Here is a 25,251-nt window from a genome sequence, read left to right on the forward strand (position 1 = left end):
TTAAAGCTTGTGTAAATTTTGTGTAAAGATTATTCGACAATGTTGCCTTCCCAGTCTCTTTCCACCTGCATGATCGAGATTGGAATATAGCCTAGATCGCCAACGATATGCTCTTGGACTTCATCAGAAAGCATATATTCTAAAAACTCAGCAGTTAATCCGGTTGGTTCTCCTTTTGTATACATATGCTCATACGCCCAAACTTTCCAATCATTCGTCGTCACATTTTCAATCGTAGGTTCAACACCATCAATTGAAAGGACATTGACTTCATCGGTCACATAAGAAAATGCAACGTAGCTAATAGCCCCTGGTGTATCAGAAACGATCGAGCGAACCATCCCACTAGAATCTTGCTCTTGGGAAGGAATTGCTGTTTCACCATCCATGATCCATTTTTCAAACGTGCTTCTCGTACCACTACCGGTCGCCCGGTTCAATAAAACAATGGGTAGATCATTGCCACCGACTTCGCTCCAATTGGTGATCTTTCCTAGGAAGATATTTTTTAAATCTTCTGTAGAGATATCTGTGATCCCGACCCCTTTGTTAACGATTGGTGTGATTCCCACCGTTGCCACCCGATGATCAACGAGGGCATCCGCATCGATTCCCGGCTTTTCTTCTGCAAACAAATCAGAATTCCCGATATCGACTGCGCCTGCTTGGACTTGACTTAGTCCGGTTCCGCTTCCGCCTCCTTGGACATTGATGAACCGTCCTGGATTTGAGTTTTGAAATTCTTCTGCAACTGTTTCTACTAGCGGCTGCAAAGCAGAGGAACCGACTGCGGTGATCGATTCTCCTCGATCTGCCCAGCTTGCACATCCCGAGAGTAAAATAACCAATCCGATAATAGGACTTAGAAGTTTAAATTTTTTCATCATAACGCTCCTTGTACTTTCGTAAGTCATTGATTGTAAAAATCAATTATTTTCATTTTACCATTAGTTGAAATCAATGAAAATTATTATTTGCTTTTTTTTCTGGGACTACGATTGTCCGTTTATTTAAAACGCTTTTTTTCTTTTACAAAATAACTGTTTTGTAAATAAAATGACAGGATTTCTTAATTAAATTACGTGCATCATGAACGTGTACTATGCTATACTGTGAGAGGAAACGTATTTTAAAAGAACATAATTATTAATCTTGCTTCCCCAATCAAGTACAATATGTTGTTATGTTCAGCGTTTTCACGATTTCATCAACATTTCCCCAAAATGTCTGTTGAATCGAAACGGCAGAAAGAAGCATTTCTATGCATCTTCTGCCGTCTTTTTTACTCTAATTCACTTAACCATGATGCCATCTGCTCAATGATGGCTTTTTGCTGTGCTTCATTTGATAAATCAGCAGCTGCTTCTCCTTTTTGTAACCCATAAGTACCAAAGCCAGCGTGATTGCCGCCTTCAATTGTTTCGAAGATGGTCGAATCTGGTAGGAAGCTGCGGGCGGCTTGCCAATTTTCTTGATTTACTACTTGGTCTTGACTACCTGATAGTGACAACACAGAAATCGATTGATCAGCTAACGAACCTTTTTCATCGGGATAACTTGCAAAGAAAAAGACCCCTTTTAAATCCTTGTCATTTGCAGCCAACTGATTCGCTGCAAAACGGCTTGCCATGACGCCACCTAATGAATGACCACCTATCACATAGGAGTCATGGGGAATTTCTTTCAAAACCGCTTCTGCACGATTGCCTGCTAAAACAGCCATGTTAAAGGGCATTTTAACGATCGCGACAGGATAGCCTTTTTCCGCTAAACCTGCTGCCCATACACTATAGCTTTCCGCATCGACAAGAGCACCGGGATAGAAAATAACCAATGGCTTTTCTTCATCTCCAGCAAAATAAAGGACATTTCCCTCATCATCTGCCTCTTTCGCAGCTGTAACTGCAGCATCCACTGCTGGGTAATGGAGTTGTTGCCAACCGACCCAACCGGCAATAGTTAAAATAACAACGGTGATCAATACACCGATCAAAACTTTTGTTCTTTTTCTCATCATATCCTCCTGCAAAAAAGAAGATCAGGAAAGGATGACAGACGAAACTTACGGGTCCATCATCTCCTGACTCTTTTTACGAATGTTTCCCAATTTTTATCGGTGTGCCAGTGCCAATAGTTCTCGTGCATGTTCGATCGTTAAATCGGTGATTTCTGCACCTGAGAGCATACGGGCAATCTCTGCCACTCGTTCTTCTTTAGATAGTTTACGGACATGGGTTTCCGTCCGTCCTTCTTGAATTGCTTTTTCAATAAAATATTGATTATCCGCTACAGCAGCTACTTGCGGCAAGTGAGTGATACACAAAACTTGCGAATTGGCTGCGATCTTGGCGATTTTTTCGGCGATCGCCTGAGCTACTCGGCCACTAACCCCAGTATCCACTTCATCAAAGACAATGCTGGTGATTCCTTGTTTCCGAGAGAAAATTGATTTGAGAGCCAGTAAGATCCGTGAAAGTTCTCCCCCAGAAGCAACCCGCACTAACGGCTTCATGCCTTCACCGGGGTTGGTAGTCAGATAAAACTCCACAGTATCAAAGCCGCTGCTACTCAATTGTTTTGAGCCAGGTGCGAACCGTACTTCAAACTGCGCGTGTTCCATATACAGCTCTTTTAACTCTTGAACGATTTCTTTTTCTAAACGATGAGCCAATTCACGTCGTTTGACGTGCAAGGCTTCCGCCAACTGCCAAACAGCTTCAGCTTTTTGGGCAAGCTCTTCTTCTAATTGCTCCAACTGACCTTCCGTATAGGCTGATTCGCTGATTTCTTTACTGATCTCATCATAATAAGCTAGGATCACAGGAATCGACTCCCCATATTTGCGCTTCAATTGACGAATCGTTTCCAGCCGCGAAATGACTTCTTCCAGTCGGCCTTCATCTAATTCAAGGTTGTCGACTTGTCGCGAAATATCGGTGGCTGCATCTTGCAACAAGTAATACGCGCTTTGGATCGCTTCACTGATTTTTTCATACGCAGGATCAAGATGGGCGATCGACTGGATCTCTGACAATGCCACACTAACCCCATCTAAACTATTGACTTCCTCAGCTGATAGAGCACCATAGCTTTGTCCCAAGGCATCCACGATTTTTTGATAGTTCGTGAGTTTTTCCCGTTCGTCGATCAGCAGTTCTTCTTCGTTTTCCATCAATTCGGCTTGGGCGATCTCTTCTTGTTGAAAACGCAGCATGTCCATTCGCTGCACATAGAGCTGTTCATTTTCTTGAATGGTTCGGACATGTTTTTCTAAGGAGCGGTAGCTTTGATAGGCTTGACGGTAATCCGCAAGTTCCGCTTTAAAGCTATCATCCCCAAATCCATCCATCAATGCCAAATGTTTTTCCGGTTGCAGCAGCTCTTGATGCTCATTTTGTCCTTGGATATCGACTAAGAATAAACCGATTTGACGCAAAACCGACAAGGTAACGGTTCGACCATTGACACGACAAATATTTTTCCCCGATTGAGAGATATCTCGTTGTACGATCAAAACTTCTTCTTCATCAATACCTAAATCTGCGGTCAACTCTTTGAACTCCTGCTGATTCGGCCATTCGAAGATCCCTTCTAAACGACATTTCTCTGCTCCTTGACGCAAATAGTCGCTGGAACCTCTACCGCCTGCTAGCAAACCCATCGCATCGATAATAATTGATTTCCCGGCACCTGTCTCACCTGTCAGTGCCGTCATTCCCTCATGGAAAGATAAGTGTAAGTTGGAAATAATCGCAAAATTTTGGATCGACAATTCTAAAAGCATCCCTTGCCTCCTCTTCTAAACGTAACGTTGGAAATCCCTGAATAGATTCTCGGTATCTGCTTCTGTTCTAGTGATCATCAAGACGTTGTCATCATCGTTTAACGTGCCAAATAATTCCTTGGCATAACGTTTATCGATTAAATTCGCCAAAGCCGAGGCATTGCCGGGCAGTGTGCGCAGGATCACAAATTTGTCCATTCGATCGACAGAAACAAAAGCCGTTTTTAGGATTTTATCTAGTTTACCACTCACGTCTTCCGTTGTCTCTTGTGGGATACTGTAGCGATAGCCGCCTTTTTGGGAAGGAACTTTCACTAACTTCAATTCCTTGATATCTCTTGATATAGTTGCTTGTGTAACTGAGACGCCGCGATCTTTTAACAACTCCACAAAATCTTCTTGTTTCTGAATATCTTGTTCACTTAACAATCGTGTAATCAAGCGATGCCGTTCTTTTTTTCTCATCTCTTGTTCCTCCTGAATGAATTCCTACTAATTTTATCCTATTTTGCGCAAGAAAGAAAGAGAGCCGACAAGTAAAATGTCCACTCTCTTCCATTCTTTATTTTGGTTGATGAAAGGTCTCATGTGCTGATGCAACAACTTTCGGGATATCGATCCCTGCTGCGGTACCTTCTTGTAGGCTTTTCTTTAAATGTACGATAAACTCGATATTCCCTTCGCCGCCAGTGATGGGTGAAAAACTTAGATTTAATACATCAAATTTTGTTTCTTGCGCAAAGGTGAGTACTTCCTCCAACACTCGTTCATGGGTTTTGGGATCACGAACGATCCCGTTTTTCCCCACCGCTTCTTTACCTGCTTCAAACTGAGGCTTGATCAGCGCCATCACTTCGCCGCCCGCTACCAAAATATCATACAGCGGGGGTAAAATCAGTTTAAGTGAAATAAAAGAAACATCGATCGTAGCGGCATCAGGAAGACCGTCTAAAAAATCAGTGGGTTTTGCATAACGGAAGTTGACCCGTTCCATTACGATCACTCGCTCATCTTGCCGCAGCTTCCAGGCTAACTGATTGTATCCTACATCCAGTGCATAGCTTTTTTTGGCACCATTTTGCAACGCTGCATCAGTAAAACCGCCGGTGGAAGCGCCGATATCTAACATGATTTTATCGGTTACGTCAAAATCAAAGACTTTGAGCGCTTTTTCTAACTTGAGACCACCACGAGAAACATACGGCAGCTTCTTGCCTTTGATCTGCAACAGTGTATCTGCAGCAATTTTTTCTCCCGGTTTATCAAGTCGTTCATTATTTTTTTCTTTGTAAACCAATCCAGCCATCACTCCTCGTTTGGCTTGCTCGCGAGTCTCAAACAGGCCTTGCTGGACAGCTAAAACATCTACTCGTTCTTTCTTCATGCGTTCCCTCGAATCTCAAATCGTTCCACAAATGCCAATAAAACATCCGGCGTAAATTGACCGTATTGACTTAATTGCGCCAGAATTTCTTTAGCCTTGGATAATTCCTCTGTCAAGGCTTGCTGCGCCCCTGCTAAGCCAAGCAAAGCAGGATAGGTACTTTTCGCCAATTCGTCATCTCGACGGACAACTTTTCCTAGCTCTTCGGTCGTGCTAGTAGCATCCAACAGATCATCGCGAATTTGAAAGGCTAACCCAATATGCTGGGCAAAGCGATCCAATTCTTGCAGAACTTCTTCCGTCTGGTCGGCTAGGACACCTCCGGCAATCACCGCAAAGCGAATCAATTCGCCGGTTTTCCGTTCGTGAACAGAAATCAGTTCCTCAAGACTAAGGGCTTGGTTTTCCCCTTGAATATCGGCTGCTTGGCCGGCGACCATTCCTTGCGTCCCCGCCGCTTTGCTTAACTGCTGTAGCAATAAGACTTTTTGATTGGCTTCGATTTCCGCCATAGCGACTAATTGAAACGCAGCTGTCAAAAGACCATCTCCAGCTAAAATCGCTAAAGCTTCACCAAAAACCTTATGGTTGGTGGGTTTGCCTCGGCGCAGATCATCGTTGTCCATAGCAGGCAGATCGTCATGGATCAGCGAATAGGTATGCACCATTTCTAAGGCTGCCGCACACTGGTACACCGCGGTATTGATAGGTTTGTGAAAAGCGGCGACTGTTGCAGCCAATAAAAGCGGACGAATGCGTTTGCCGCCGGCTTGGATCGAATACTGCATGCTTTCAAACAATCGTTGATCAGAGGTGTGTTCTTTGACAAAGCGTTCCATGACTTCTTCAATCAAAGAGGCGTGCGCTTTTGTGAATTCGGTTAAAGCACTCATTGGTTTTCCTCTTCAAAAGGCACTTCTTCGTTGGATTCAGTCATCATTTTTGTTAAGGACTTTTCTGCTTTACTCAAAGTGTCCTTGCATTGCTTGCTCAAAACCATGCCTTTTTGAAAAGCATCTAACGCTTCTTCCAATGGAACATCGCCTTGTTCCAAACGGGTTACGATTTGTTCTAATTCTTGTAATGATTCTTCAAATGTTGGATTTGCCATGATTAACTCCTTCTGTACTAATAACTTCGACAAGTGCTTGGCCATCTTGGTAATGGATCGTCAGCTGGTCTTCTGGCTCGATCGCATCAATCGACTTGATCACCTGCTCATTTTTCGTGGTATAGCTGTAGCCCCGACCCATGATTTTTAGTGGGCTGAGTAAATCAAGAGACTGGACTGCATTTGCAAATTGATTTTCTTTTGCTGCATAGATATCTTTCATGGCTTTGGTTAAGCGTTGGGAAAGATAACTGACCTCTTGGTTGCTGGCTTGTAATCGCGCTTTTGGTTGTTGTTGTGCCAACCGTGAAATCAATTGCTGTGCATGGCGATCCTTGTCATAAAGCAAGGTTTGTAAGCCTTGCTGCATCCGCTGCTGCAACTGATCGAGTTTGATGGACTGTGCCTCATACAAGCGCTCTGGTTGCCGAAAAACATACGATCCAATCACTCGCTGATAGCGTTCTTGTTTGTACTGGATCTGGTGCATAAATGCTTGCTCTAATCGGGCTTGTCTTTCTTCGATCCGCAAAATCTCCTCCGACAGCACCGGCACCGCTAATTCGGCTGCAGCGGTCGGAGTTGCCGCCCGAACATCCGCCACTAAATCGGCAATCGTCGTATCGGTTTCATGCCCCACTGAAGAAATAATGGGGGTTTTTGCATCAAAAATGGCTCTTGCCACTCGTTCTTCATTGAAAGGCCAGAGGTCTTCGATCGATCCACCCCCACGTCCGATGATCATAGTATCAAAGGTCCCATCGGCTTCGACTCGTTGGATATTTTTCACCACATCATCCGCAGCTTTGTTGCCTTGTACCACGGTTGGGTACAAAACGATCTGAGCAATGGGATAACGCCGCTGGGTCGTCGTGATGATATCTCTGATCACCGCCCCACTAGGACTGGTCAAGACTGCGATGCGTTTCGGGTATTTCGGCAATGACTGCTTCGGTGCAGAAAATGATCCTTCCGCTGCCAATTTCTGCTTTAATTGTTCATAGGCTTGATAAAGGGCACCGACACCGTCTGGTTCCATGTGATCGATCACCATCTGATAATTTCCGCTTGCCTCATACAGAGTGATACGCCCAACCGCCATGACTTTCATGCCCTCTTCTGGTTGAAAGCGCAACTTGTCAAAAGCGCCCTTGAACATGACGGTCGAAATTTTTGCACCATCATCCTTCAAACTAAAGTATTGGTGATTGGGGCGACGACGAAAATTAGAGATCTCCCCCGTCAAATAAACTCGCTCTAGATACGGATCGACGTCAAACTTACGCTTGATATATTTTGTTAATGCGGTCACCGTTAAATATTCTTGCGCCATTTAGTTTTTCATTGTCTCCTTTGCTGCCTCGATCGTTTGGGCCATCAACATCGTGATCGTCATTGGACCTACACCTCTAGGTACCGGGGTGATATAGCTAGCGATCGGTTCGACTTCATCAAATTTCACATCGCCGATCAACTTGCCGTTGGCATCACGATTCATCCCAACATCGATCACCACAGCCCCTTCTTTTACGAAGTCTTTTGTGACAAAATGACCGCGGCCGATCGCCACGACTAAAATGTCCGCTTGTTTAGCCAACTCGGGCAGATTTTTGGTTTTTGAATGAGCAATAGTCACGGTGGCATTTGCCCCTAAGAGCAAGTGCGCCATTGGTTTTCCGACAATGTTGCTGCGACCGATCACTAAGGCATTTTTCCCTTCCAATTCGATCCCATACGCAGCAAACATTTTCATGATGCCATAAGGGGTACAAGGAATTCGGTCAGGTACACCGGCAAATAATTTTCCTAAATTGATTGGATGAAAGCCGTCGACATCTTTTTCTGGTTTGATGGCTAACAGTACTTTTTCTTCATTGATATGTTTTGGCAAAGGAAGTTGAACCAAAATGCCATGAAAGGCGTCATCGTTATTGAACTGTTCGATTTCTGCTAATAATTCTGCCTCGGTAATGGATTCAGGATAGCGGGCAACACGGGAATTGATGCCGATTTTCGCCGCAGCTAGTTCTTTATTTTTCACATAAGTCTGACTTGCTTTGTCTTCTCCAACAAGCAAAACAACTAATCCCGGTGTCACACCTTGCTCTTTTAGTGATGCTGTCTCTGAAAGAAACGCTGCTTGCATTTTTTCAGCCAATTCTTTTCCATTGATCAATGTACCCATTCTGACAACTCCTCCAACCTGATTATACTGACTTTGTTTGTAAAAAGAAACGCACCAATCGTTTGTCGATCTGCTTCTTCATGTGTTCTATCATAGCATTTTCTGAAAAGAAAAACACCGTCTAACGCTCCCTTTTTTCGGAAAATACGAGGGTAATCCGACAAAGTATGTGCGAAAAAACCGAACGATCAAGCAAGACCGTCAAAACAAGGCGGTTGCTCATAAATCGTTCGGTTTCTGACTCGATCGAAAAAAAGGCTGTGCTCTTTTGATCGATATGGTTAGGGCTGAAAATTACTCACTTACTTGGTTGTTTTTTGTTTCTAGCTCTTGATTGACTGTCGATAAAATACCGTTGACAAACTTTCTGGACTGATCGTCACTAAAGGTTTTCGCTAATTCGATCGCTTCATTCAAAGCCACACGATTCGGCACATTATCCACATAGATCATTTCATACAAAGCAATTCGTAAAATCGTCACGTCCATTTTTGATAAACGCTGGATTTTCCAACCGGCTTTTAAATGACTTTGAATGACTTCATCCAAAGCTTCTTTGTAATGACAAACACCTGCCACTAATTGATCTAAATAAACAGGCACAAAATGCTCTTGTTCTTCATCAATCAATTCATGGTGTTCCAACTCGATGGCATGCATGATGGCATCTTGTTTCGTTAAATCTTTGTTAAAGTCTAGTGGAAATAAAGCTTGTAACGCCATTTTCCGTATTTCATGCCGTGATAATTCTTTACTCATTTTCTTCCTCGTCGTTTCCAAATAATTCTTCGATGTCTGGTAAATCTACTTTTTCTGGCACGACTGCCACAACATGAACATTTACTTCAGCCAGTTGCACATCTGTCATAAATAAGACTTGCTGTTTGACCCGTTCTTGGATCTCCATTGCCACTTTAGGCACTGACATCCCATAAGTAATATAGCAGTAGATATCCACTTTGATCCCTGTTTCATCGATCGTTAAGTAGACCCCTTTGCCATGAGCTGCGCGACCTAATAATTCAGTGACACTGTTTGCCAGTGTTCCTCGCATCCCATAGACACCTTCCACTTTAGAAGCAGCGATCCCAATAATGATCTCGATCACTTCTGGCGCGATGACGATCTCGCCTAATTCAGGACTTGCATTTAATACAAGGTTTTTATCTTCATTCATACGTTTTTGCCTCCATTCTAAACAGCTGTACCGTATTGTTTGTAAAAAAATCGCTCGTTTTTTCCGTTTGAAGCAAACCAACGCTTGATTCAATCAATAACATCCATGGCACAGTGTTTCTTCTCGCTCTAAGTTTATCATTTTCTGCACTGAGAATCTATAATAACCCACTATTCTCAATGAATTTTCTGAAAAACAAGGTCGATGAATCAGAGAATGATCAATTCTTTCGGTGAATGTGTCAACACTTTATTGCCCGTTTCGGTGATCAAAAGATCATCTTCGATACGAACGCCGCCAATTCCTGGAAGATAGATTCCTGGTTCATCTGTAATGACGTTTCCGACAACAAATGCTTTATCAGCGCGGAAAGATACATTTGGTCCTTCGTGGATCTCTAAACCAATCCCATGACCTGTTGAATGACCAAAGGCATCTCCGTAGCCAAAGGAAGCAATGTGATCCCGAGCGATCGCATCTAGTTCAATTCCGGTCATTCCAGGTTTTGCTGCTGCCAAGACTTTTTCTTGTGCTTCAAGTACGATTTGATAGATTTCCTTCAATTTATCGCCAGGATCGCCTACTGCAAAGGTTCTAGTCATATCCGACACATAGCCTTGATAGTAACAGCCAAAGTCTAACGTGATCAGATCACCTTGTTCAATCACTTTTTCACTGGCAACTCCATGGGGCATTGCTGAACGCAGACCACTAGCCACGATCGTTTCAAAAGATACACTTGTGGCACCTAATGAACGCATAAAGAAATCTAACTGATTCGCCACTTCGATTTCGGTCATTCCTGGGCGGATCATTTTCAAAATATGTTCAAATCCTTGATCGGCGATATGGCAGGCTTGTTGGATCAATGCGATCTCTTCCTCATCTTTGACTTCCCGCAAAGCCTCGATCATCCCCGATACAGGGGCTAGTGATGATTCCTCGATCAAGTCTTCTAAGACGGAGTATTCAGCAAAGCTGACGAAACTTTCTTCAAATGCTAAGACATTGATTTCTTCATTCTGGCAGATGGTTGCAACTTCTTCAAAAATCGGCCCGCTATTTTTTACGATCTCAAATCCTTGGGCTTGAGCAGCTGCTTGTTCTGTATAACGAAAATCTGTTACAAAAAAGGCTTTGTCTAACGTAATGACTGCTAAACCAGTTGTCCCAGTAAAGTTTGTCAAGTAACGCAAATTGTATGGGCTGGTGATCAAGAACCCATCAATCGAATCTTTTCTCATTGCTTCGCGTAATTTTTCGACTCTTAACATGTATCGTTCCCTACTTTCTTTTTCTATACGATAGTATTATAACAAACTTCCAGAAAAAGCGGAAAGTAAGCGAAAAGTTTTCTAAAAAATCAAACAATACGAATGAAAAGAATGGTATTTTAAAAAGACTCTACTTTACTCTCTCGTTATTCTCTTCTAGATAGCTTCAAAGTACAAAAAAAGCAACCCAGTCGATGGATTGCTTCTTTGATAATTATCTTTTCCGTCCCAAAAAGAACGATACGACAGCCACGAAAATGACTGCGCCAATGATTGCCGGCACGATTGCCATTCCTGCCACTTGTGGTCCCCAAGTGCCAAATAAGCCTTGTCCGATTGATGCGCCCACAAGTCCTGCGACGATATCAAAAATGCAACCGCGTTTTTCTCCTGCGATAGCACCGCCGATCGACCCGATGACCGCTCCCACGATCAATGTCCATAAAAAGTGCATAATAACCCCTCCTAAACTTTCTTATAAAAAGGGTAACACATTGAGAATCAATTGGAAAAACATATGCTCTCTTGTTATTTTCTACGGGTAATTGCCCGTTTCAAGATATCGAAAAAGCCAAGAGAATGGACCATATGATCTGGGTCAACGTATTCCCGAATTGCCCGCAGAACTTTTTTTGGTTCTTTTGATGAGAAGGTATACGTCCCATTCTTTTTGGTCCGAATCGCATAACGCGGGATCCAACGTCCTTTGAACAAGACCGAAGCGATCACATAGTCGACGTCTTCCCAAGGAATTTGAATAAACTTGCGTTTGTCACGATCATTGTAAAACTCAAAGGCATTATCGCCGATCATGATTTTGCCGTATTCATTGATACCTAAAAAAGACGTAGCATCGATCGTCAAATCAACTTTTGTATTAAGGGATTGTACCATTTGCGCTTACTCCATTCTATATCGTCTTATTGTTACCTATTATACGTGTTTGCGGCATATTTGGCGAATAAATAAAAAAGATGCTTGGGTTTCCCCAAGCACCTATCATTGAAAAGATTATAACAATCCGATCAAGTGTCCACCGATACCGACTAAGAATAGACCGATAATAATGACAATTGGAGAAACTTTTTTCTTCAATAACCACATACATAACAAAGTAAGCAATAGTGCAGCTAAACCAGGAATCAATTGATCCAAGTTGTTTTGCAATGTTGTTACTTTTGTATCAGTCAATGCACGGCCTTCAGCTACTTGTTGGAAGGCTTGTTGCAAACCAGCTGAACCGGAAGGCAAGTTTGCCCAGTCGACATAGGCACCTTCATCAAGCGGTACGCTTGAGACAACTGGTGCAAAGGAAATCGATACCCAACGTTGAACAAGTGACCCTAATACAAACATCCCTAAAATAGAAGCACCTTTTGTTACATCTTGTAGCAAACCACCTGAAAGGTCATCAGTGATTTTAGAACCAGCACGGTAGCCGAATTCTTGTGTGTACCACATAAATGCCCAACGGATGATGTTCCAAGCAACGAAGAAGATGATTGGGCCTAAGATGTTTCCGCCTAAAGCAAGAGAAGCACCTAATGCACCTAACATCGGACGGACAGTAAACCAGAACACAGGGTCACCGACACCGGCTAAAGGACCCATCATCCCAACTTTTACCCCTTGGATCGCTACGTCATCGACAGGCGCGCCATTGGCACGTTCTTCTTCTAACGCTAGTGTTACACCTAAGATTGGTGATGCGATATATGGGTGAGTATTAAAGAATTCTAAGTGACGCTTCAAAGCAGCGGCACGGTCTTCTTTTGTTTTGTATAATTTTTTGATTGCTGGAATCATTGAGAATGCCCAACCACCATTTTGCATACGTTCATAGTTCCATGAACCTTGAATGAAGGTAGAGCGCCATGCTACGGCTAAACGATCTTTTTTATTTAATTGAATTTTTTCTGCCATTTTTTTCTCCTCCTTCGATTCTAATAGTCATTCAAGATATCGCCTAGAGGGTCGCCAGTGTTACTGCCGCCGCCTCCATTTGATGATCCGCCCATTTTAGTTAGGTTCAAGTAGATCAAAGCGATTGCTACTGCCAAGGCACCGATAGCGATCAATGTCAATTCAGAGATAGCTGCGATAACGAAACCGATAATAAAGAATGGCCATACTTCGCGAGTTGCCATCATGTTGATAACCATTGCGTAACCAACGGCAACAACCATACCACCACCGATAGCCATACCATCCGTCAACCATGCAGGCATTGATTCTAAGAAGTTTTGAACAGTTGCAGCAGGGATTGCCAACAATGCAGCTGCAGGAATCGCAATACGAACCCCTTGCATACATACAGCGATCACGTGCCACATTTCAATTTTACGAATGTTGCCTTCTTCAGCAGCCGCATCCATAAAGTGAACGATTGGCACAGCCAATGTACGAACGATCATTGTCAAGAACAAACCAGCAACAGCTAGAGGGATTGCAACGGCAATCGCTGTATCAACACCAGCAGTTCCTTGTCCACCTAAAACTAAAATAATTGCAGATGCAACAGACGCCAATGCAGCATCAGGTGCAACAGCGGCACCGATGTTTGCCCATCCAAGTGCGATCATTTGTAATGATCCGCCCAAAATGATACATGCTTCCAAATTACCGGTCACTAAACCGATCAAAGTACACGCGATTAGCGGTTGATGGAATTGGAATTCATCCAAGATTCCTTCCATACCAGCTAAAAAGGCAACGAGTACTACTAATACCATAGATATAATAGTCATGATAGACCTCCTATTTAGTTGAATACGTTTCTATTTATTTGCCAATTCATTTTTGGCTTTGCGTAAGATTTCGTCCATGTTGTCTCGAGAGTCATTTGGTACTTTACGCACATCGAATTTGATGCCGCGTTCTTTTAGATCTTCAAATGTCTTCACATCGTCCGTACCCATCGACAATACTTTACTTACAACAACTTTCCCAACAGAGTGAGCCATTGAACCAACGTTCACTTCAGTGATATCAACGCCGCCTTCAACTGCACGCAACACATCTTGTGGGTTTTCAAATAAAAGTAAAGCTTTCGTATTCCCGAAACGAGGGTCTTTAGAAACTTCAATCATTTTATCCACTGGAATGACGTTCGCTTTTACTCCTGGAGGAGCTGCTTGTTCGATCAGTTTTTTACGCAAGTCATCTTTTGCCACCGCGTCAGAAACAACGATGATCCGAGATGGATTGACTGATTTTGTCCAAGCTGTTGCGACTTGACCATGCAACAAACGTGAATCGACACGTGCAAGTACGATTTTGATTTTGCCATCGCCTAGAACAGTTCCCGGAGGAAGTGATCCTTTAGGTTGATCGTCTTGCACTGCTTTTGGTGCTGCCGCTTCTTCTGGTTCAAGTTCTTCTGGTTTGACCTTGACCCCTTCTTTAGCTGTTTCAACGATATGCGCAGCGATTTCATGCGCTGTATTCATTGAAAAACGTGAAGCATAGGCTTCGATCACCATTGGTAAATTCATACCAGCAACGATTGCCCATTTGTCTTTGTGATCTTCAAACAAGCTGTTCGCTTGGTTGAAAGGAGTACCACCCCAAAGATCAACTAAGAATAATACTTCTTCTTGATCGTCAAATGTAGCAATTGCTTCTTGCATTTTTGCCTTGATGTCATCTGGACCTTCACTTGGCATCAATGTAACAGCTTTAACATTTTCTTGTTCGCCGAAGATCATTGAACCAGATTGCAAAATGCCGTTAGCAAATTCTCCATGACTTGCTAGGATAATTCCTACCATCTTTTTACCTCCTATATCAAAATTGAAAAATGTGACACGAATACGAAAGAAAAAACAACATCGAAAAAATTAAGGGTGACTACCTTCTTTTTCCAAAATATCCTTCAAAAAGATTTTACGATCAGCTGGAACTTTGCGTATCTCCACTTCAATGCCTTGGTTTTGCAAGTAAAGCAATGAAGCAAGATCTTGATCATTGACTGACACGAAATTAGTGATCATCCGTTTTCCCGTTGAAAAGCTCATGCCGCCGATATTGACGGAACGAATGTCAATGCCTCCTTTGACCAGAGTCACGACATCTTGAGGGTTGGTAAATAATAACATGACTTTTTGCGTATTAAATAATGTGTTATGCGCCACCTCAAGCATTTTTGCTACTGTCACCACATTAGATTTGATTCCTGGTGGAGCAGCTTCTTTCAAGAGAAACTTCCGTAATTGGTCATTTGCGACCTCATCACTGACCACGATGATTCGATTGATACCAGTCATTTTCGACCAAGCTGTGGCGACCTGACCATGAATCAACCGATCGTCGATTCGGGCAAGACGTATATCCATTCCCATTGTGCAAGCCTCCTACATCCATCGATCCGTTTTTCATATTGAGGATCTGTTCTTTTTTCAATCACCTCCTGTATCCACTTATATAGAAGCAAGAAGCGTGCCAAGTTTTTACGATACACTATTCTTGAAAAAACCTTAAGAATCAGCATTTGAATAATACACTAAAAAAGATACACTAAAAAATACTGTATCTTTTTTAGTGTATCTGTATTATTTTTCATGATTATTGGTATTGCTCTTTTTCCCGATGGTTCTTTACGAGTTCCATCAAGTAATACTCTTCCGCATCAGGAATCTCAATATTCATCAAACGACTAAACGACTGGACATGGACATGAAGCAGTGCGTAAAGTGGGTCCGAACGCATCGCCTCTAGCTCTTTCTCCCCAACTGTCAACGGCTGCCGCAAAATGATTCGTTCCAGCATACCTGCACTATGCATGACAAAGTTGATCAAAAAGCCTTGCTGCGCTTGCCCTAATTCAAGATCACGAATGATCTCCTGGCTGAACTTCCATAAAGGATCGACCACTTTTTTCGGATTGATATACGTAAAGTTTTCTTCTAGATACTGGACGCAGATTGCTTTCGCCTGTTGGTCATCCAGCTGAACTTCATCTTCAAAACTCAAATCATTCTCTAATAGGATATCATCTAACAAAAGATCGACATCTTGGTCAATAAAACGTTCCAGCGAAATAAATGGCGCATCTATATGGGGATCGATGATCCCCGTTGCAGCAATCAATCGATAACGCTGTTGAATCTGTTCCAAATCCGTTCTTAGATCCGCCACCGATAAGGTCACCACTTCAACATTTTGGTTTTGCCGTTTTGACAATGAACTTTGGATCAATTCTTTGATACGCTGCGCCGTTCCTTTTCCTGAAGCACAGACCGCTAAGATCGCTTTAGGGTGGTGGTTTTGTGTCACTGGTTCTTCCACAGTGACCGCTCCATATCCACGGAACTTCCGTAACGAATCATACAGTTGATCGAGGTCCGTTCCAATAACCGATGCTTTACGGACCGTCTCAAGGACGATGGAGGTGGTCACCATGTCGACTGTCCGCACAGCCACGCCTGTTTCCCGCTGGATCTCATTATTAAAGGTCGCTAAAGACCCCATGTCGACTAACAGGATCACTCCGCTACCGTCATTGACAGCACGCACACTATCCACGATTTTTTTCAACGCCACAGCCGGTGGCATATCTAATGGCATGTCCACCGCGGTAACTTGATCGACTTCCAGCAACTGTTTAACCACTTGTACCATGCTACTGGCTGTGCTGTTGCCGTGGGCTGCAACGACGACGCCGATTTTCCCAGAGGAATGAGAGGTTCTAAGAGAAACCAGAAGAACCGCTAAATAATAAGATTCGCTCTCAGGAATCGCCACTTGGAAACTATCACCAATAAAATCGCGGACTTCTTTGGCGACTTCAAACTCTTGCGGATAGTCAGCTACCATCTGACGAATATTGTCATTGGTTTGTCGTTCTTCTCCTAGATGGATTTTTTTCAAAAATGAGCTGATGTGTAAGCTCATGGCATAGATGAAGTTTTGCTGAAAATCGTAATTTAAGCGTTGCCGAACCATCTCATAGATTTGATTTGTTACACTGATCACTTTCTGGTCGACAAATTCACTTAGTTTATTGACCGAGTTAAAGGAAAACCCGTGATCTTTATAAAAAGACTTTAAGTGAACATTAATATCTGTTGAAATAAAATGATTGATCGCCTCTTGATCCAACCCATCTGCTTTTAGCAAAGCAGCCTTGTCGCCGATAATATCGTAAAGATTATAAGGCAATTCATAGGAATCTGATTGGATATTGTTTAAGTTTTGATTCGGCTGAACACTGATTTTCGGTTCAAGGATCTTTGAAAGCTCTGCCAGCTCATTGCGACGATTTCCCAAGACGATCAACCCTGAACGGATCCCTTCTGGAAGATCTAATAAATCGATTTCAATTTCATCCTGCTGCATATGGTTTAGAAATCCACGGGCACAAACAAGCTGCACGTTCGACTTCAATTGCCCGATATTCCCAAAACTAACACTGCCGATCAGTGCTTTGACCACATCTTCTGTCAAGGTGATCGTCCGTTGGATGCGGGTCGCCTCTTGCCCAACTAATACCCGAACAAGGTCGACTTTTTCTGACGCCGGTCGTTTTTCAAAGAAAGGCAATTGAATGTTAATGGGAATCCGCCGGGTGAAGGTATCTAAGAGTGTTGAGTTGGGGTCTTCCGTAGTCGCTCCAACGATTCGGACATTCGCTTGATGGTTTTTGCCCGTCTCTCCTAGACGACTGAAGGTTCCATGATCCATAAAGTAAAAGATCATTTCCTGACCTTCTGGTGGTAAGCGATGGATCTCATCGAGAAATAGCATACTTTCATCTGCTTGATCGATAATACCGATTTTCTCTTGATCGGCACCCGTAAATGCGCCTCGCACATAACCAAACAAATGACTCATCAAAAGTTCCGGATTATTCGCATAGTCCGCACAGTTAAAGACAATCAATTCTTTGTCCTCGGCAATCACCTGATTGCTTTTGGCAAACTGAAACATCGCATGGGCAAAGTAGGTTTTCCCAGAACCTGTAGGACCTGTAATCAAGCAGTTAAGCCCCTTTGGCGGATACAAAATCGCTGCTTTGGCTTGCTCAACGGCGTTTTTCATACTGCCATTGGCACCAATGATTGTCGCAAAAATATCCCGGTCAGAAGGTTTTCCTTGTACTCGCTGAGGGAAAGCTTTTTCCCTTTGGGGACGATTTTCTTTATAGCTTGGGACATACTTTTCAGAACTGATTGCGTCAACACCTGCTGCCCAATAGCGCACAGGACGTGAATCACTTTTTTCAACGCGTCCTTCTTTGACAAGCTGATTTAAATCTTTACTGGCATTACTGCGCTGAATGGCTAAGTGATCGGCAACTTCCGAAGTAGACAACCCCTTTTTCTCCCCTAAGCCGCTCCGCGTGTTTTCAAGGATATATTGATAGATACGTTCGATTCGCTTGCCCAACAGCTTCGCCTCCTTGTTTTTCCACTTGAATACTTTACTCATTTTTCTATAAAAAAGCAACTTTTTTCCACACAGAAAAACAAAATGCTTTGCATTTAGTAGCAATAGAAAAAATTTCCACCTGTTACTTTCAGCATAAAGCATTTTGCCAAAAAAAGATATTCAAAAGTCAGGATGCGTTAGGCTTTTTCATTAGGAATGAACGCTGGCACCTGGTCTGGAAATCGTTGCAGTTCTTTTTGCATCCATATCACATCGTGCCATTGATTGAACTTATAGCCGACATGCGCAAAATCAGCAACTTTCCGATACCCAAGTTTCTCATGAAAAGCCTCGCTTTGTTGATTGCCTCCTGTAATACACGCAGTCAGATTGACCACGTTTTGCGCTTTTAATTTTTCCTCAAGCGCTTGGTAAAGAGCGGTACCGAGCCCTTTTGCTTTGGCATCTGGGGCTAAATAAACGGTTACTTCAACGGTCCAATCATAGGCTGCTCGTTCTTTATAGGCTGATGCATAGGCATAACCGACGATTTTACCAGCCTCTTCTGCAACGAGATACGGGTAGCGTTTCAAGGTCTTGGCGATGCGTTCCGCGAATTCTTGAACCGTGGGCACCTCCGTTTCAAAGGTAATCGGTGTATTATCTACATAATAAGCATAGATTGCTGTCAAGGCTTGGGCATCTGCAATCGCAGCAGAACGTATCGTCATAGAATCCCTTCTTTCAATAAATTTTTTCCAGTATACTCTTTCTAAAGAAAAAAAACAATCCGCTTTTAACGGATCGTTTCCTAGTTATTGATGATTTAGCGGGCTTTTTCAGCGCCGCAATACACGGTGAGATGTTGTGGCAGCACCTGTACTGTGATTGGCAACTCAGGTCCTGGATCGCCATCGACATTCGTTTCGATCGTTGTTCCATCTGTCAAACGAATCGCAGCTTTATCAAAGGTTTGATAACCAAGAACATCATTTGATTCCGTAACTCCTTTGAGAAGCTCAGGCACACTTTTGACAGTTTCCCAAAGATTCGTATCCTTCAAGTAGATCAGATGCAATTTGCCGTCATCGGTACTCGCTTTAGGTAAAAGAGATTCAAAACCGCCAATCGTATTCGATGACCCAACGATCATCGTACTACTTTCCACAGCGATCGTCGTTTTTTCGCCATTATTTTCGGCGATCACTTCAAACTGATGACTTTCATTTTTCCGCACTTCCCGTAGACCAGAAACAAAATAGGCCATTTTTCCCAGCTTGGTTTTTTCTTCAGCTTCCACATTGTTGATCGCTGCTGGAATCATACCGATCGCCACCACATTAGTAAAATAAGCTTGATTGACCTGCCCAATATCGATTTTGCGGGTGTGATCCACTGCAAATGATTCGATGGCTTCCTTGGGATCTAGTGGAATCGCTAATGCTCTGGCTAAATCATTTACTGTGCCCAGCGGGAAGAAACCGAAATTTGGTCGTTTGTCATGAGGAGCTAAGCCATTGACCGCTTCATTGACGGTACCATCACCGCCCATTGCGAAGACACTGTCAAATTCTGCTGCCGCTTCAGAGGCAAAACGCGTGGCATCTCCTTCTTTTTCGGTATGTTTGACTACGACTTCCGCAAAGCTTTCCCGCAACTTGTCTGCTGCCATTTCCTCAAATTCTTTCGCTTGTTCACCACCAGAACTTGGATTGACGATCAATAATGCTTTCATAAAACAGCCTCCTTGTTTAGGTTCATTTTCTATAAATCCAGTATAACAAGTTTCACAAAAACTGTCTTAAACAACCTCCACTCCTCCGCTGCAAAAAAACACAGCCTATTTAGACTGTGTTTTTCGAGCACTCACTTTATTTTATTAAACCAATCGTTTACGCAAGCGCCCAGAAATAAAATCAATGATCGTGACCGTCACAACGATCCCCAATAAAATGATCCCCACGCGGCTCCATGAACGTGCATTGATAGCAAAGATCATCGGTGTACCGATCCCGCCTGCCCCTACGATCCCTAAGATCGAAGCCGAACGGACAGCCAGTTCAAATCGATACAAGGTAAAAGATAGAAATTCTGGGATCAGTTGCGGCAATGTCGCAAAGCCTAATACATCCCAGCGGCTTCCTCCCGCACTAATGACGGATTCCGAGGGACCATGATCCATGTTTTCGATCGCTTCGCTATAGAGTTTTGCCAACATCCCAATGGAATGGACACTGACCGCCAGCACTCCGGCAAAGGAGCCGGGACCTACCGTTTTAATAAACATGATGGCTAAGACGATTTCTGGAAACGTTCGAATCGCCGTCAGTACGATTTTCCCAAATCCCGATAACCAGCGAGGGCTGTTTTTGCTGCGCGCCGCCCAAAAGGCAAAAGGAATACTTAATAGTGAGGATAAAAACGTACCCACAAAGGCAATCGCGACGGTTTCGATCATCAGACTGATCAAATCTTCGCCATCACCGGTATAAACATAGCCCCAATCAGGATGGATCAGGCCATAAAAGATCGAGCCGACAATTTGACCGACATTTTCTTTAACACCAGCAAAAGGCACGCCAGCAAAAGCCCAGATATAAAGGAGGATAACGACTACTGCGATCAGCCAATTCCGTATTTTTTTCTTTTTCGGTTCTGCTGGCAACATCATAATAATCGCTCCCTTAATCTATTACTAATGGTATCAATCACCAAAACAACTGCAAAAATCACTAAGACGATGATCGACGTCTGGTCATATCGAAATTGGCTTAAAGATCGTTGTAAGAAAACACCGATTCCGCCTGCGCCGATATACCCAAGAATCGTCGATGCCCGCACATTGATCTCAAAGGCATAAAGCAAGTAACTAAGAAAATGACTCATGACTTGCGGTACGACTGCATAGCGGATGATATCAAACTTCGATCCTCCAGAAGCCGTGATCGCTTCGATCGGACCTTCATCAATCGTTTCAATCGATTCATAAAACAATTTGGTGATCATCCCAAAAGAAAACACAGAGATGGAGATCACCCCTGCAACCGGACCAATTCCGACAATGGCGACAAATAAAGCCGCCAGCATCAAATCAGGTACCGTCCGAATGATATTCAAAACAAAACGGAAACAACCACTGATCCAATGATTCGTCATGATATTTCGTGCTGCTAAAAGTGAAAACGGAAAGGCCGCCAGTGCACCAAAGGTTGTGCCGATGATCGCCATTTGGATCGTTTGCAAAATCGGCTCAACAATGATTTTGGCATATGCCCAATCAGGATGAGCCATCTTTTGTAAAATGACATTCATTTGACTGCTGTTGCTAAAGAACCGTGCCAAATCAACGCCAGAAATAGAGCCGCTAACGAACAATACCACTAAAAAAATGACGAGCCACAGAACATTTTTCCATAGTCCGCTGCGTTTCGGCAACGTATTTGTCGTCATTGTCCTGCCCCTTCCTGCTCTTCCATGATCTCGCTACCATAAATCTGTTTCAATCGCTGATCGGTCGCTTCACTGACAGGGCCATCAAAAACCAAGCCCCCATCTCGTAACCCGATGATCCGTGTGCCGTATTCTCTTGCCAATTGGACAGAATGTAAATTGACTACGATAGTGATACCCAGATCTTGATTGATCCGTTTTAAGTCATTCATGACTTTTTCAGTGGTTAACGGATCTAATGAAGCAACTGGTTCATCCGCTAAAATAATTTTTGGCTCTTGCGTCAAAGCCCGAGCAATCGAAACCCGTTGCTGCTGACCACCAGATAATTCATCGGCTCGAGTATAAACTTTTTCTGCAAGGTTGACCCGCTGCAGTGATTGATAAGCCAACTCCTTGTCCGCTTGCGGAAAGAGACCCAGCAGCATTTTGATCGTAGGATGATAAGCCACTCGCCCCGTTAAGACGTTTCGCAAGACACTCGAACGTTTCACCAAATTGAAGCTTTGGAAAATCATGCCAATGTCTCGACGAATCAAGCGTAGCTCTCTTCCTTTTGCTTTTGTGATCGACTTGTTATCGATTAAAATCTCGCCGCTTGTAATCTCGTGCAGTCGATTGATGGAGCGCAACATCGTTGATTTGCCTGCACCGGATAAACCCACGACGATGACAAATTCTCCTTTTTTGATATCGATGTTCAAATCCTTCAACCCCAACACCCCATTTGGGTATTGCTTGGTCACATTTTGAAATGAAATAATCGTTTCGTTCTCTAGAGCCATGATTCTCCTACTTTCTTTCCATTAGATAAAAATTGCTGTCCATTCGAAAAGGGTACCTCAAGTACCGGTACCCTCCCGATCTATTCATCTATTATTGTCCGACTTGTTCCGCATACTCTCTTACAATGTCGAAATTGCTGTCTTTTGAAACAACGTATCCTTCGTGCGAGTAAATATCAGAGATGATTTGTTTTCCTTCTTCATCTTTTCCGATCGCGATAAAGGCATCTTGGATTTTTTTGTCCCACTCTTCACTCATATCGCTGCGAACACTGATCGTATCGTTCGGGATCGGTTCGGTAAAGTACATTGGCTCTACCTCATCCATAATTTCAGGGTAATCATTTTTGACCGTGTTACGGGCATCTTCAAAAACGAAGGCCGCGTCAACGTCGCCATTCAAGACAGATAAGACCGCTTGGTCATGGCCTTTGACTTGAACAGTCGTCACATCCGTATTGATGTCGATGCCTGCTTTTTTCATTTCTGCTACTGGCCAAACATAACCGGCAGAAGAAGTAACATCTTGCGTGGCAATCGTTTTGCCTTTTAAATCTTCCAACTCTTTGATGTCACTGCCGCTTTTTACGACGATCATTGAGCGATAGCTATCAACCAATTCATCTGTTGATTCGCCACCAGGCTGCTTGATGCCATAACGCTGCGCTTGCAACAGTACCTTAACATTGCTTTGTTCATTTGCTAAAACGTAGGCATTCGGCGGTAAAAAGCCGACATCTACTTGTTTCGAAGCCATTGCTTCGACGATTGTATTGTAGTCAGTGGAAACACTCACTGTGACTGGAATCCCCAATTCATCGCTTAATAATTGCTCAAGTGGTTTTGCTTTTGCTTCTAATGTTTCTGCTGCTTGTGATGGAACAAATTGAACGGTCAACTTTTCTGGTACATATCCTGCGTCCTCAGCCGCCGAGTCAGTGCTTGCTCCACCTGAGCCACATGCCGCCAGCGTAACTGCTGCCACCAAACCTAAACCAAACATTGCCGTTTTCTTCCAAACTTTCATCACTTTCTCTCCTTTTCATTAAAAAATCGAACTCACGGAATTCCGAACTTTCCTTTTTGATTATAAAAAACCAACGAATTAAAAACAATCTTTTTCGAATTACGAACGTTTTCTTTTTTGATAACGTTCGTGTTTAAGTCGAAATCATTCGTGAGCAGATTCTCAATAATCAACGTTTTTCGAAATTTCAGATACCTTTGTTCTACTTCCTCAGAGTATCAAATGAATATAAGGTTTATGTTATCAACGTGTAAAGATTCCGTTAATCGCAAAAGGAACTTTGTGAAGAACAAAGCATGGATATACTCGTAATTCTTGCCCTAAGTGCACAAAATTTCTTGAAACGTCTAACCAGAAGATGCCCGCACACTTTTTTGACCGAAGCAACACAAAAAAAGCAGAGAATTCCCTTAAGAACCTCTGCTTTTGAATTCATTCTCTTACTGTAGAAAGAGTACGTTATCCTTGATCCGTTGGCAACTGCAACAAGAGTACATGCTCGTTCTCAATCATTTCACCCGTCAAAACAAAGCCGTTTCGTTCGTAAAGCTTCGTTGCGATCTCATTGCCAACCACAGCGGAGATCCTTAATTCTTGCGCTTGGATATGGGTTTTGAACCAATCTAACCCAGCAAGAAACGCCTGAGTGCCTAACCCTTGATTTTGGAATTTTTCTGCGATCATAAACCGCTCGATCCACCACGAAGCTTTTGGATAATCCTCATCCGCCTCGTAAAAACTAAATAGCATAAAGCCGACCATTTCCTCACCATTGTATAGGGCAAATGCCTGACGAGGTTCCTCATAGATTGCCTCTAACATTGAGTACCAATTGGGCGCAACAAAGTCTTCTTGCTCCTTCGTTGTCTTCAAATTCATGCACGCACGATAGTTTTCCTTCGTGATTTCTTTTAATTGAATCATTGCTTCGCTCCTTTTAAAAGTCATTAATATTGACTAATTTGTTAAAACGGTTTCACTGATGTACAAAAAAACACCCAGGTTACTTTTACGTAATCTGGATGTCGTTTTCTTATGCTTCTTGCGCTACTGGATAAACAGATACTTGTTTTTTGTCGCGGCCTTTACGTTCGAAACGAACAACGCCGTCAACTTTTGCAAACAATGTATCATCTCCACCGATACCTACGTTTACCCCTGGGTAAATTTTAGTACCGCGTTGGCGATAAAGGATTGATCCGCCTGAAACGGTTTGACCGTCAGCACGTTTCGCACCTAAACGTTTTGATTGAGAGTCACGTCCGTTAGAAGTAGAACCCCCACCTTTTTTGTGAGCGAAGAATTGCAAATTCATTTTCATCAACATGAGATGCACCTCCTAGTTTTCTTTAGTAGTTTTGATTTGGATATAATCGTTGTACTCTTCTTGAACTGATTGCAAGCCGATCAACAAATTCTCTAAAAGAATTTGTGCGATATTCGACTGCTCTTGGGTCAAACGAGAAGGCAGTGTGACTAATAAGTACCCACCATTTTCGTTATCTGCTTCAACTTTTGGCGCAACGCCAGCCAAAGCATCGATCCCATTGACTGCACTGATCGCTAAAGCGGATGCTGCAGCACAGACGATGTCTTTGCCGTATTCTCCTGCTTGTGCGTGTCCAGCCAGTTCAAAAGAAACAATCCGACCAGAGTCATTTCGTTTGAATGTCCCTTTGATCATATTCGTTACCCTGCTTTTCGTA

28 protein-coding genes are annotated in these 25,251 nt (G+C 43.1%); all 28 read right to left on the minus strand.

Annotated elements, in window-relative coordinates:
• Window positions 1-29: 29 nt before the first annotated feature.
• The 28 genes from IGI84_RS09495 to IGI84_RS09630 all read right to left on the minus strand — a co-directional run bounded on the left by IGI84_RS09495 (window position 30) and on the right by IGI84_RS09630 (window position 25,229).
• Complete coding sequence (locus IGI84_RS09495; protein ID WP_008378479.1) at window positions 30-884, minus strand: phosphate ABC transporter substrate-binding protein PstS; 855 nt, start codon at window positions 882-884, stop codon at window positions 30-32.
• Between the two features lie 398 nt (window positions 885-1,282).
• Entirely contained in the window at window positions 1,283-2,014 is a 732-nt protein-coding gene (locus IGI84_RS09500; RefSeq protein ID WP_175632080.1) for an alpha/beta hydrolase, read from the minus strand.
• A 96-nt stretch (window positions 2,015-2,110) separates the two neighbouring features.
• Window positions 2,111-3,784, minus strand: coding sequence for a DNA repair protein RecN (gene recN, locus IGI84_RS09505; protein WP_144771665.1), 1,674 nt, complete (start codon window positions 3,782-3,784; stop codon window positions 2,111-2,113).
• Between the two features lie 15 nt (window positions 3,785-3,799).
• On the minus strand, window positions 3,800-4,249 hold the full coding sequence (gene argR, locus IGI84_RS09510) for an arginine repressor (protein ID WP_005235362.1): 450 nt from the start codon (window positions 4,247-4,249) through the stop codon (window positions 3,800-3,802).
• A gap of 97 nt (window positions 4,250-4,346) precedes the next feature.
• On the minus strand, window positions 4,347-5,168 hold the full coding sequence (locus IGI84_RS09515; RefSeq protein ID WP_086292172.1) for a TlyA family RNA methyltransferase: 822 nt from the start codon (window positions 5,166-5,168) through the stop codon (window positions 4,347-4,349).
• A complete protein-coding gene (locus IGI84_RS09520; RefSeq protein ID WP_086292171.1) occupies window positions 5,165-6,061 on the minus strand; it encodes a polyprenyl synthetase family protein in 897 nt (298 codons plus the stop codon). The genes IGI84_RS09515 and IGI84_RS09520 overlap by 4 nt, the downstream gene beginning before the upstream one ends.
• Window positions 6,058-6,279 (minus strand): exodeoxyribonuclease VII small subunit, encoded by a 222-nt coding sequence (locus tag IGI84_RS09525; RefSeq protein ID WP_005235356.1) that lies wholly within the window; start codon window positions 6,277-6,279, stop codon window positions 6,058-6,060. Before IGI84_RS09525 ends, IGI84_RS09520 begins: the two co-directional genes overlap by 4 nt.
• On the minus strand, window positions 6,260-7,612 hold the full coding sequence (gene xseA, locus IGI84_RS09530) for an exodeoxyribonuclease VII large subunit (RefSeq protein WP_430600243.1): 1,353 nt from the start codon (window positions 7,610-7,612) through the stop codon (window positions 6,260-6,262). Before xseA ends, IGI84_RS09525 begins: the two co-directional genes overlap by 20 nt.
• Window positions 7,613-8,464, minus strand: coding sequence for a bifunctional methylenetetrahydrofolate dehydrogenase/methenyltetrahydrofolate cyclohydrolase (locus IGI84_RS09535; protein ID WP_077454331.1), 852 nt, complete (start codon window positions 8,462-8,464; stop codon window positions 7,613-7,615). It lies immediately after the preceding gene.
• A gap of 294 nt (window positions 8,465-8,758) precedes the next feature.
• Window positions 8,759-9,223: a transcription antitermination factor NusB gene (gene nusB / locus IGI84_RS09540; RefSeq protein ID WP_005235350.1), complete on the minus strand. Its 465-nt coding sequence runs from the start codon at window positions 9,221-9,223 to the stop codon at window positions 8,759-8,761.
• Window positions 9,216-9,641: an Asp23/Gls24 family envelope stress response protein gene (locus IGI84_RS09545; protein ID WP_005225770.1), complete on the minus strand. Its 426-nt coding sequence runs from the start codon at window positions 9,639-9,641 to the stop codon at window positions 9,216-9,218. The genes nusB and IGI84_RS09545 overlap by 8 nt, the downstream gene beginning before the upstream one ends.
• Window positions 9,642-9,850: 209 nt before the next feature.
• Complete coding sequence (locus IGI84_RS09550) at window positions 9,851-10,915, minus strand: M24 family metallopeptidase (protein ID WP_086292167.1); 1,065 nt, start codon at window positions 10,913-10,915, stop codon at window positions 9,851-9,853.
• A 214-nt stretch (window positions 10,916-11,129) separates the two neighbouring features.
• Window positions 11,130-11,369: a GlsB/YeaQ/YmgE family stress response membrane protein gene (locus IGI84_RS09555; protein ID WP_005225767.1), complete on the minus strand. Its 240-nt coding sequence runs from the start codon at window positions 11,367-11,369 to the stop codon at window positions 11,130-11,132.
• Window positions 11,370-11,443: 74 nt separating this feature from the next.
• Window positions 11,444-11,809, minus strand: a complete 366-nt coding sequence (locus tag IGI84_RS09560; protein WP_005235348.1) for a DUF956 family protein — start codon at window positions 11,807-11,809, stop codon at window positions 11,444-11,446.
• 117 nt (window positions 11,810-11,926) lie between these two features.
• Window positions 11,927-12,838 carry a PTS system mannose/fructose/sorbose family transporter subunit IID gene (locus tag IGI84_RS09565; RefSeq protein WP_005235347.1) on the minus strand — a complete coding sequence of 304 codons (912 nt, stop codon included), beginning with the start codon at window positions 12,836-12,838 and terminating at the stop codon, window positions 11,927-11,929.
• A gap of 20 nt (window positions 12,839-12,858) precedes the next feature.
• On the minus strand, window positions 12,859-13,662 hold the full coding sequence (locus IGI84_RS09570) for a PTS mannose/fructose/sorbose transporter subunit IIC (RefSeq protein WP_081118064.1): 804 nt from the start codon (window positions 13,660-13,662) through the stop codon (window positions 12,859-12,861).
• Window positions 13,663-13,692: 30 nt separating this feature from the next.
• Window positions 13,693-14,685, minus strand: coding sequence for a mannose/fructose/sorbose PTS transporter subunit IIA (locus IGI84_RS09575; RefSeq protein ID WP_096741307.1), 993 nt, complete (start codon window positions 14,683-14,685; stop codon window positions 13,693-13,695).
• 69 nt (window positions 14,686-14,754) lie between these two features.
• Window positions 14,755-15,249, minus strand: coding sequence for a mannose/fructose/sorbose PTS transporter subunit IIB (locus tag IGI84_RS09580; protein ID WP_220427077.1), 495 nt, complete (start codon window positions 15,247-15,249; stop codon window positions 14,755-14,757).
• Between the two features lie 229 nt (window positions 15,250-15,478).
• On the minus strand, window positions 15,479-18,301 hold the full coding sequence (locus IGI84_RS09585; RefSeq protein WP_077454336.1) for a sigma-54-dependent transcriptional regulator: 2,823 nt from the start codon (window positions 18,299-18,301) through the stop codon (window positions 15,479-15,481).
• Window positions 18,302-18,480: 179 nt separating this feature from the next.
• Window positions 18,481-19,014 carry an N-acetyltransferase family protein gene (locus IGI84_RS09590; protein WP_430600246.1) on the minus strand — a complete coding sequence of 178 codons (534 nt, stop codon included), beginning with the start codon at window positions 19,012-19,014 and terminating at the stop codon, window positions 18,481-18,483.
• Between the two features lie 95 nt (window positions 19,015-19,109).
• Entirely contained in the window at window positions 19,110-20,018 is a 909-nt protein-coding gene (locus IGI84_RS09595; RefSeq protein WP_142424340.1) for a diacylglycerol/lipid kinase family protein, read from the minus strand.
• Window positions 20,019-20,162: 144 nt separating this feature from the next.
• Complete coding sequence (gene phnE, locus IGI84_RS09600) at window positions 20,163-20,954, minus strand: phosphonate ABC transporter, permease protein PhnE (protein WP_142424341.1); 792 nt, start codon at window positions 20,952-20,954, stop codon at window positions 20,163-20,165.
• The gene (phnE, locus tag IGI84_RS09605) at window positions 20,951-21,733 is read right to left on the minus strand and encodes a phosphonate ABC transporter, permease protein PhnE (protein ID WP_005235330.1); all 783 of its coding nucleotides are present in this window, start codon (window positions 21,731-21,733) and stop codon (window positions 20,951-20,953) included. The genes phnE (IGI84_RS09600) and phnE (IGI84_RS09605) overlap by 4 nt, the downstream gene beginning before the upstream one ends.
• Complete coding sequence (gene phnC, locus IGI84_RS09610; protein ID WP_016610305.1) at window positions 21,730-22,518, minus strand: phosphonate ABC transporter ATP-binding protein; 789 nt, start codon at window positions 22,516-22,518, stop codon at window positions 21,730-21,732. Before phnC ends, phnE (IGI84_RS09605) begins: the two co-directional genes overlap by 4 nt.
• A 91-nt stretch (window positions 22,519-22,609) precedes the next feature.
• The gene (gene phnD / locus IGI84_RS09615) at window positions 22,610-23,545 is read right to left on the minus strand and encodes a phosphate/phosphite/phosphonate ABC transporter substrate-binding protein (RefSeq protein WP_086292163.1); all 936 of its coding nucleotides are present in this window, start codon (window positions 23,543-23,545) and stop codon (window positions 22,610-22,612) included.
• 459 nt (window positions 23,546-24,004) lie between these two features.
• Window positions 24,005-24,469 (minus strand): GNAT family N-acetyltransferase, encoded by a 465-nt coding sequence (locus IGI84_RS09620; protein ID WP_086292162.1) that lies wholly within the window; start codon window positions 24,467-24,469, stop codon window positions 24,005-24,007.
• A gap of 109 nt (window positions 24,470-24,578) precedes the next feature.
• Window positions 24,579-24,872 (minus strand): 50S ribosomal protein L27, encoded by a 294-nt coding sequence (rpmA, locus tag IGI84_RS09625; protein ID WP_003126181.1) that lies wholly within the window; start codon window positions 24,870-24,872, stop codon window positions 24,579-24,581.
• Window positions 24,873-24,884: 12 nt separating this feature from the next.
• Window positions 24,885-25,229 carry a ribosomal-processing cysteine protease Prp gene (locus IGI84_RS09630; RefSeq protein ID WP_005225752.1) on the minus strand — a complete coding sequence of 115 codons (345 nt, stop codon included), beginning with the start codon at window positions 25,227-25,229 and terminating at the stop codon, window positions 24,885-24,887.
• Window positions 25,230-25,251 lie beyond the last annotated feature (22 nt).

The organism is Enterococcus sp. DIV0008, assembly GCF_050542615.1.
In the GTDB taxonomy this organism is placed as follows: Bacteria; Bacillota; Bacilli; order Lactobacillales; family Enterococcaceae; genus Enterococcus_D; species Enterococcus_D innesii.

Bases quoted from the DNA above. Each gene is read 5' to 3' on its own strand.
- IGI84_RS09555 (WP_005225767.1), bottom strand. From the start codon at position 11,369: ATGCACTTTTTATGGACATTGATCGTGGGAGCGGTCATCGGGTCGATC.
- IGI84_RS09535 (WP_077454331.1), bottom strand. From the start codon at position 8,464: ATGGGTACATTGATCAATGGAAAAGAATTGGCTGAAAAAATGCAAGCA.
- IGI84_RS09590 (WP_430600246.1), bottom strand. From the start codon at position 19,014: ATGACGATACGTTCTGCTGCGATTGCAGATGCCCAAGCCTTGACAGCA.
- argR (WP_005235362.1), bottom strand. From the start codon at position 4,249: ATGAGAAAAAAAGAACGGCATCGCTTGATTACACGATTGTTAAGTGAA.
- phnD (WP_086292163.1), bottom strand. From the start codon at position 23,545: ATGAAAGTTTGGAAGAAAACGGCAATGTTTGGTTTAGGTTTGGTGGCA.
- nusB (WP_005235350.1), bottom strand. From the start codon at position 9,223: ATGAGTAAAGAATTATCACGGCATGAAATACGGAAAATGGCGTTACAA.
- IGI84_RS09565 (WP_005235347.1), bottom strand. From the start codon at position 12,838: ATGGCAGAAAAAATTCAATTAAATAAAAAAGATCGTTTAGCCGTAGCA.
- IGI84_RS09580 (WP_220427077.1), bottom strand. From the start codon at position 15,249: ATGGATATACGTCTTGCCCGAATCGACGATCGGTTGATTCATGGTCAG.
- recN (WP_144771665.1), bottom strand. From the start codon at position 3,784: ATGCTTTTAGAATTGTCGATCCAAAATTTTGCGATTATTTCCAACTTA.
- xseA (WP_430600243.1), bottom strand. From the start codon at position 7,612: ATGGCGCAAGAATATTTAACGGTGACCGCATTAACAAAATATATCAAG.
- rpmA (WP_003126181.1), bottom strand. From the start codon at position 24,872: ATGTTGATGAAAATGAATTTGCAATTCTTCGCTCACAAAAAAGGTGGG.
- IGI84_RS09560 (WP_005235348.1), bottom strand. From the start codon at position 11,809: ATGGTACAATCCCTTAATACAAAAGTTGATTTGACGATCGATGCTACG.
- IGI84_RS09545 (WP_005225770.1), bottom strand. From the start codon at position 9,641: ATGAATGAAGATAAAAACCTTGTATTAAATGCAAGTCCTGAATTAGGC.
- IGI84_RS09575 (WP_096741307.1), bottom strand. From the start codon at position 14,685: ATGGTAGGAATTATCCTAGCAAGTCATGGAGAATTTGCTAACGGCATT.
- IGI84_RS09520 (WP_086292171.1), bottom strand. From the start codon at position 6,061: ATGAGTGCTTTAACCGAATTCACAAAAGCGCACGCCTCTTTGATTGAA.
- IGI84_RS09620 (WP_086292162.1), bottom strand. From the start codon at position 24,469: ATGATTCAATTAAAAGAAATCACGAAGGAAAACTATCGTGCGTGCATG.
- phnE (WP_005235330.1), bottom strand. From the start codon at position 21,733: ATGACGACAAATACGTTGCCGAAACGCAGCGGACTATGGAAAAATGTT.
- phnE (WP_142424341.1), bottom strand. From the start codon at position 20,954: ATGATGTTGCCAGCAGAACCGAAAAAGAAAAAAATACGGAATTGGCTG.
- IGI84_RS09595 (WP_142424340.1), bottom strand. From the start codon at position 20,018: ATGAAAGCATTATTGATCGTCAATCCAAGTTCTGGTGGTGAACAAGCG.
- IGI84_RS09500 (WP_175632080.1), bottom strand. From the start codon at position 2,014: ATGAGAAAAAGAACAAAAGTTTTGATCGGTGTATTGATCACCGTTGTT.
- phnC (WP_016610305.1), bottom strand. From the start codon at position 22,518: ATGGCTCTAGAGAACGAAACGATTATTTCATTTCAAAATGTGACCAAG.
- IGI84_RS09515 (WP_086292172.1), bottom strand. From the start codon at position 5,168: ATGAAGAAAGAACGAGTAGATGTTTTAGCTGTCCAGCAAGGCCTGTTT.
- IGI84_RS09550 (WP_086292167.1), bottom strand. From the start codon at position 10,915: ATGTTAAGAGTCGAAAAATTACGCGAAGCAATGAGAAAAGATTCGATT.
- IGI84_RS09570 (WP_081118064.1), bottom strand. From the start codon at position 13,662: ATGACTATTATATCTATGGTATTAGTAGTACTCGTTGCCTTTTTAGCT.
- IGI84_RS09495 (WP_008378479.1), bottom strand. From the start codon at position 884: ATGAAAAAATTTAAACTTCTAAGTCCTATTATCGGATTGGTTATTTTA.
- IGI84_RS09630 (WP_005225752.1), bottom strand. From the start codon at position 25,229: ATGATCAAAGGGACATTCAAACGAAATGACTCTGGTCGGATTGTTTCT.
- IGI84_RS09525 (WP_005235356.1), bottom strand. From the start codon at position 6,279: ATGGCAAATCCAACATTTGAAGAATCATTACAAGAATTAGAACAAATC.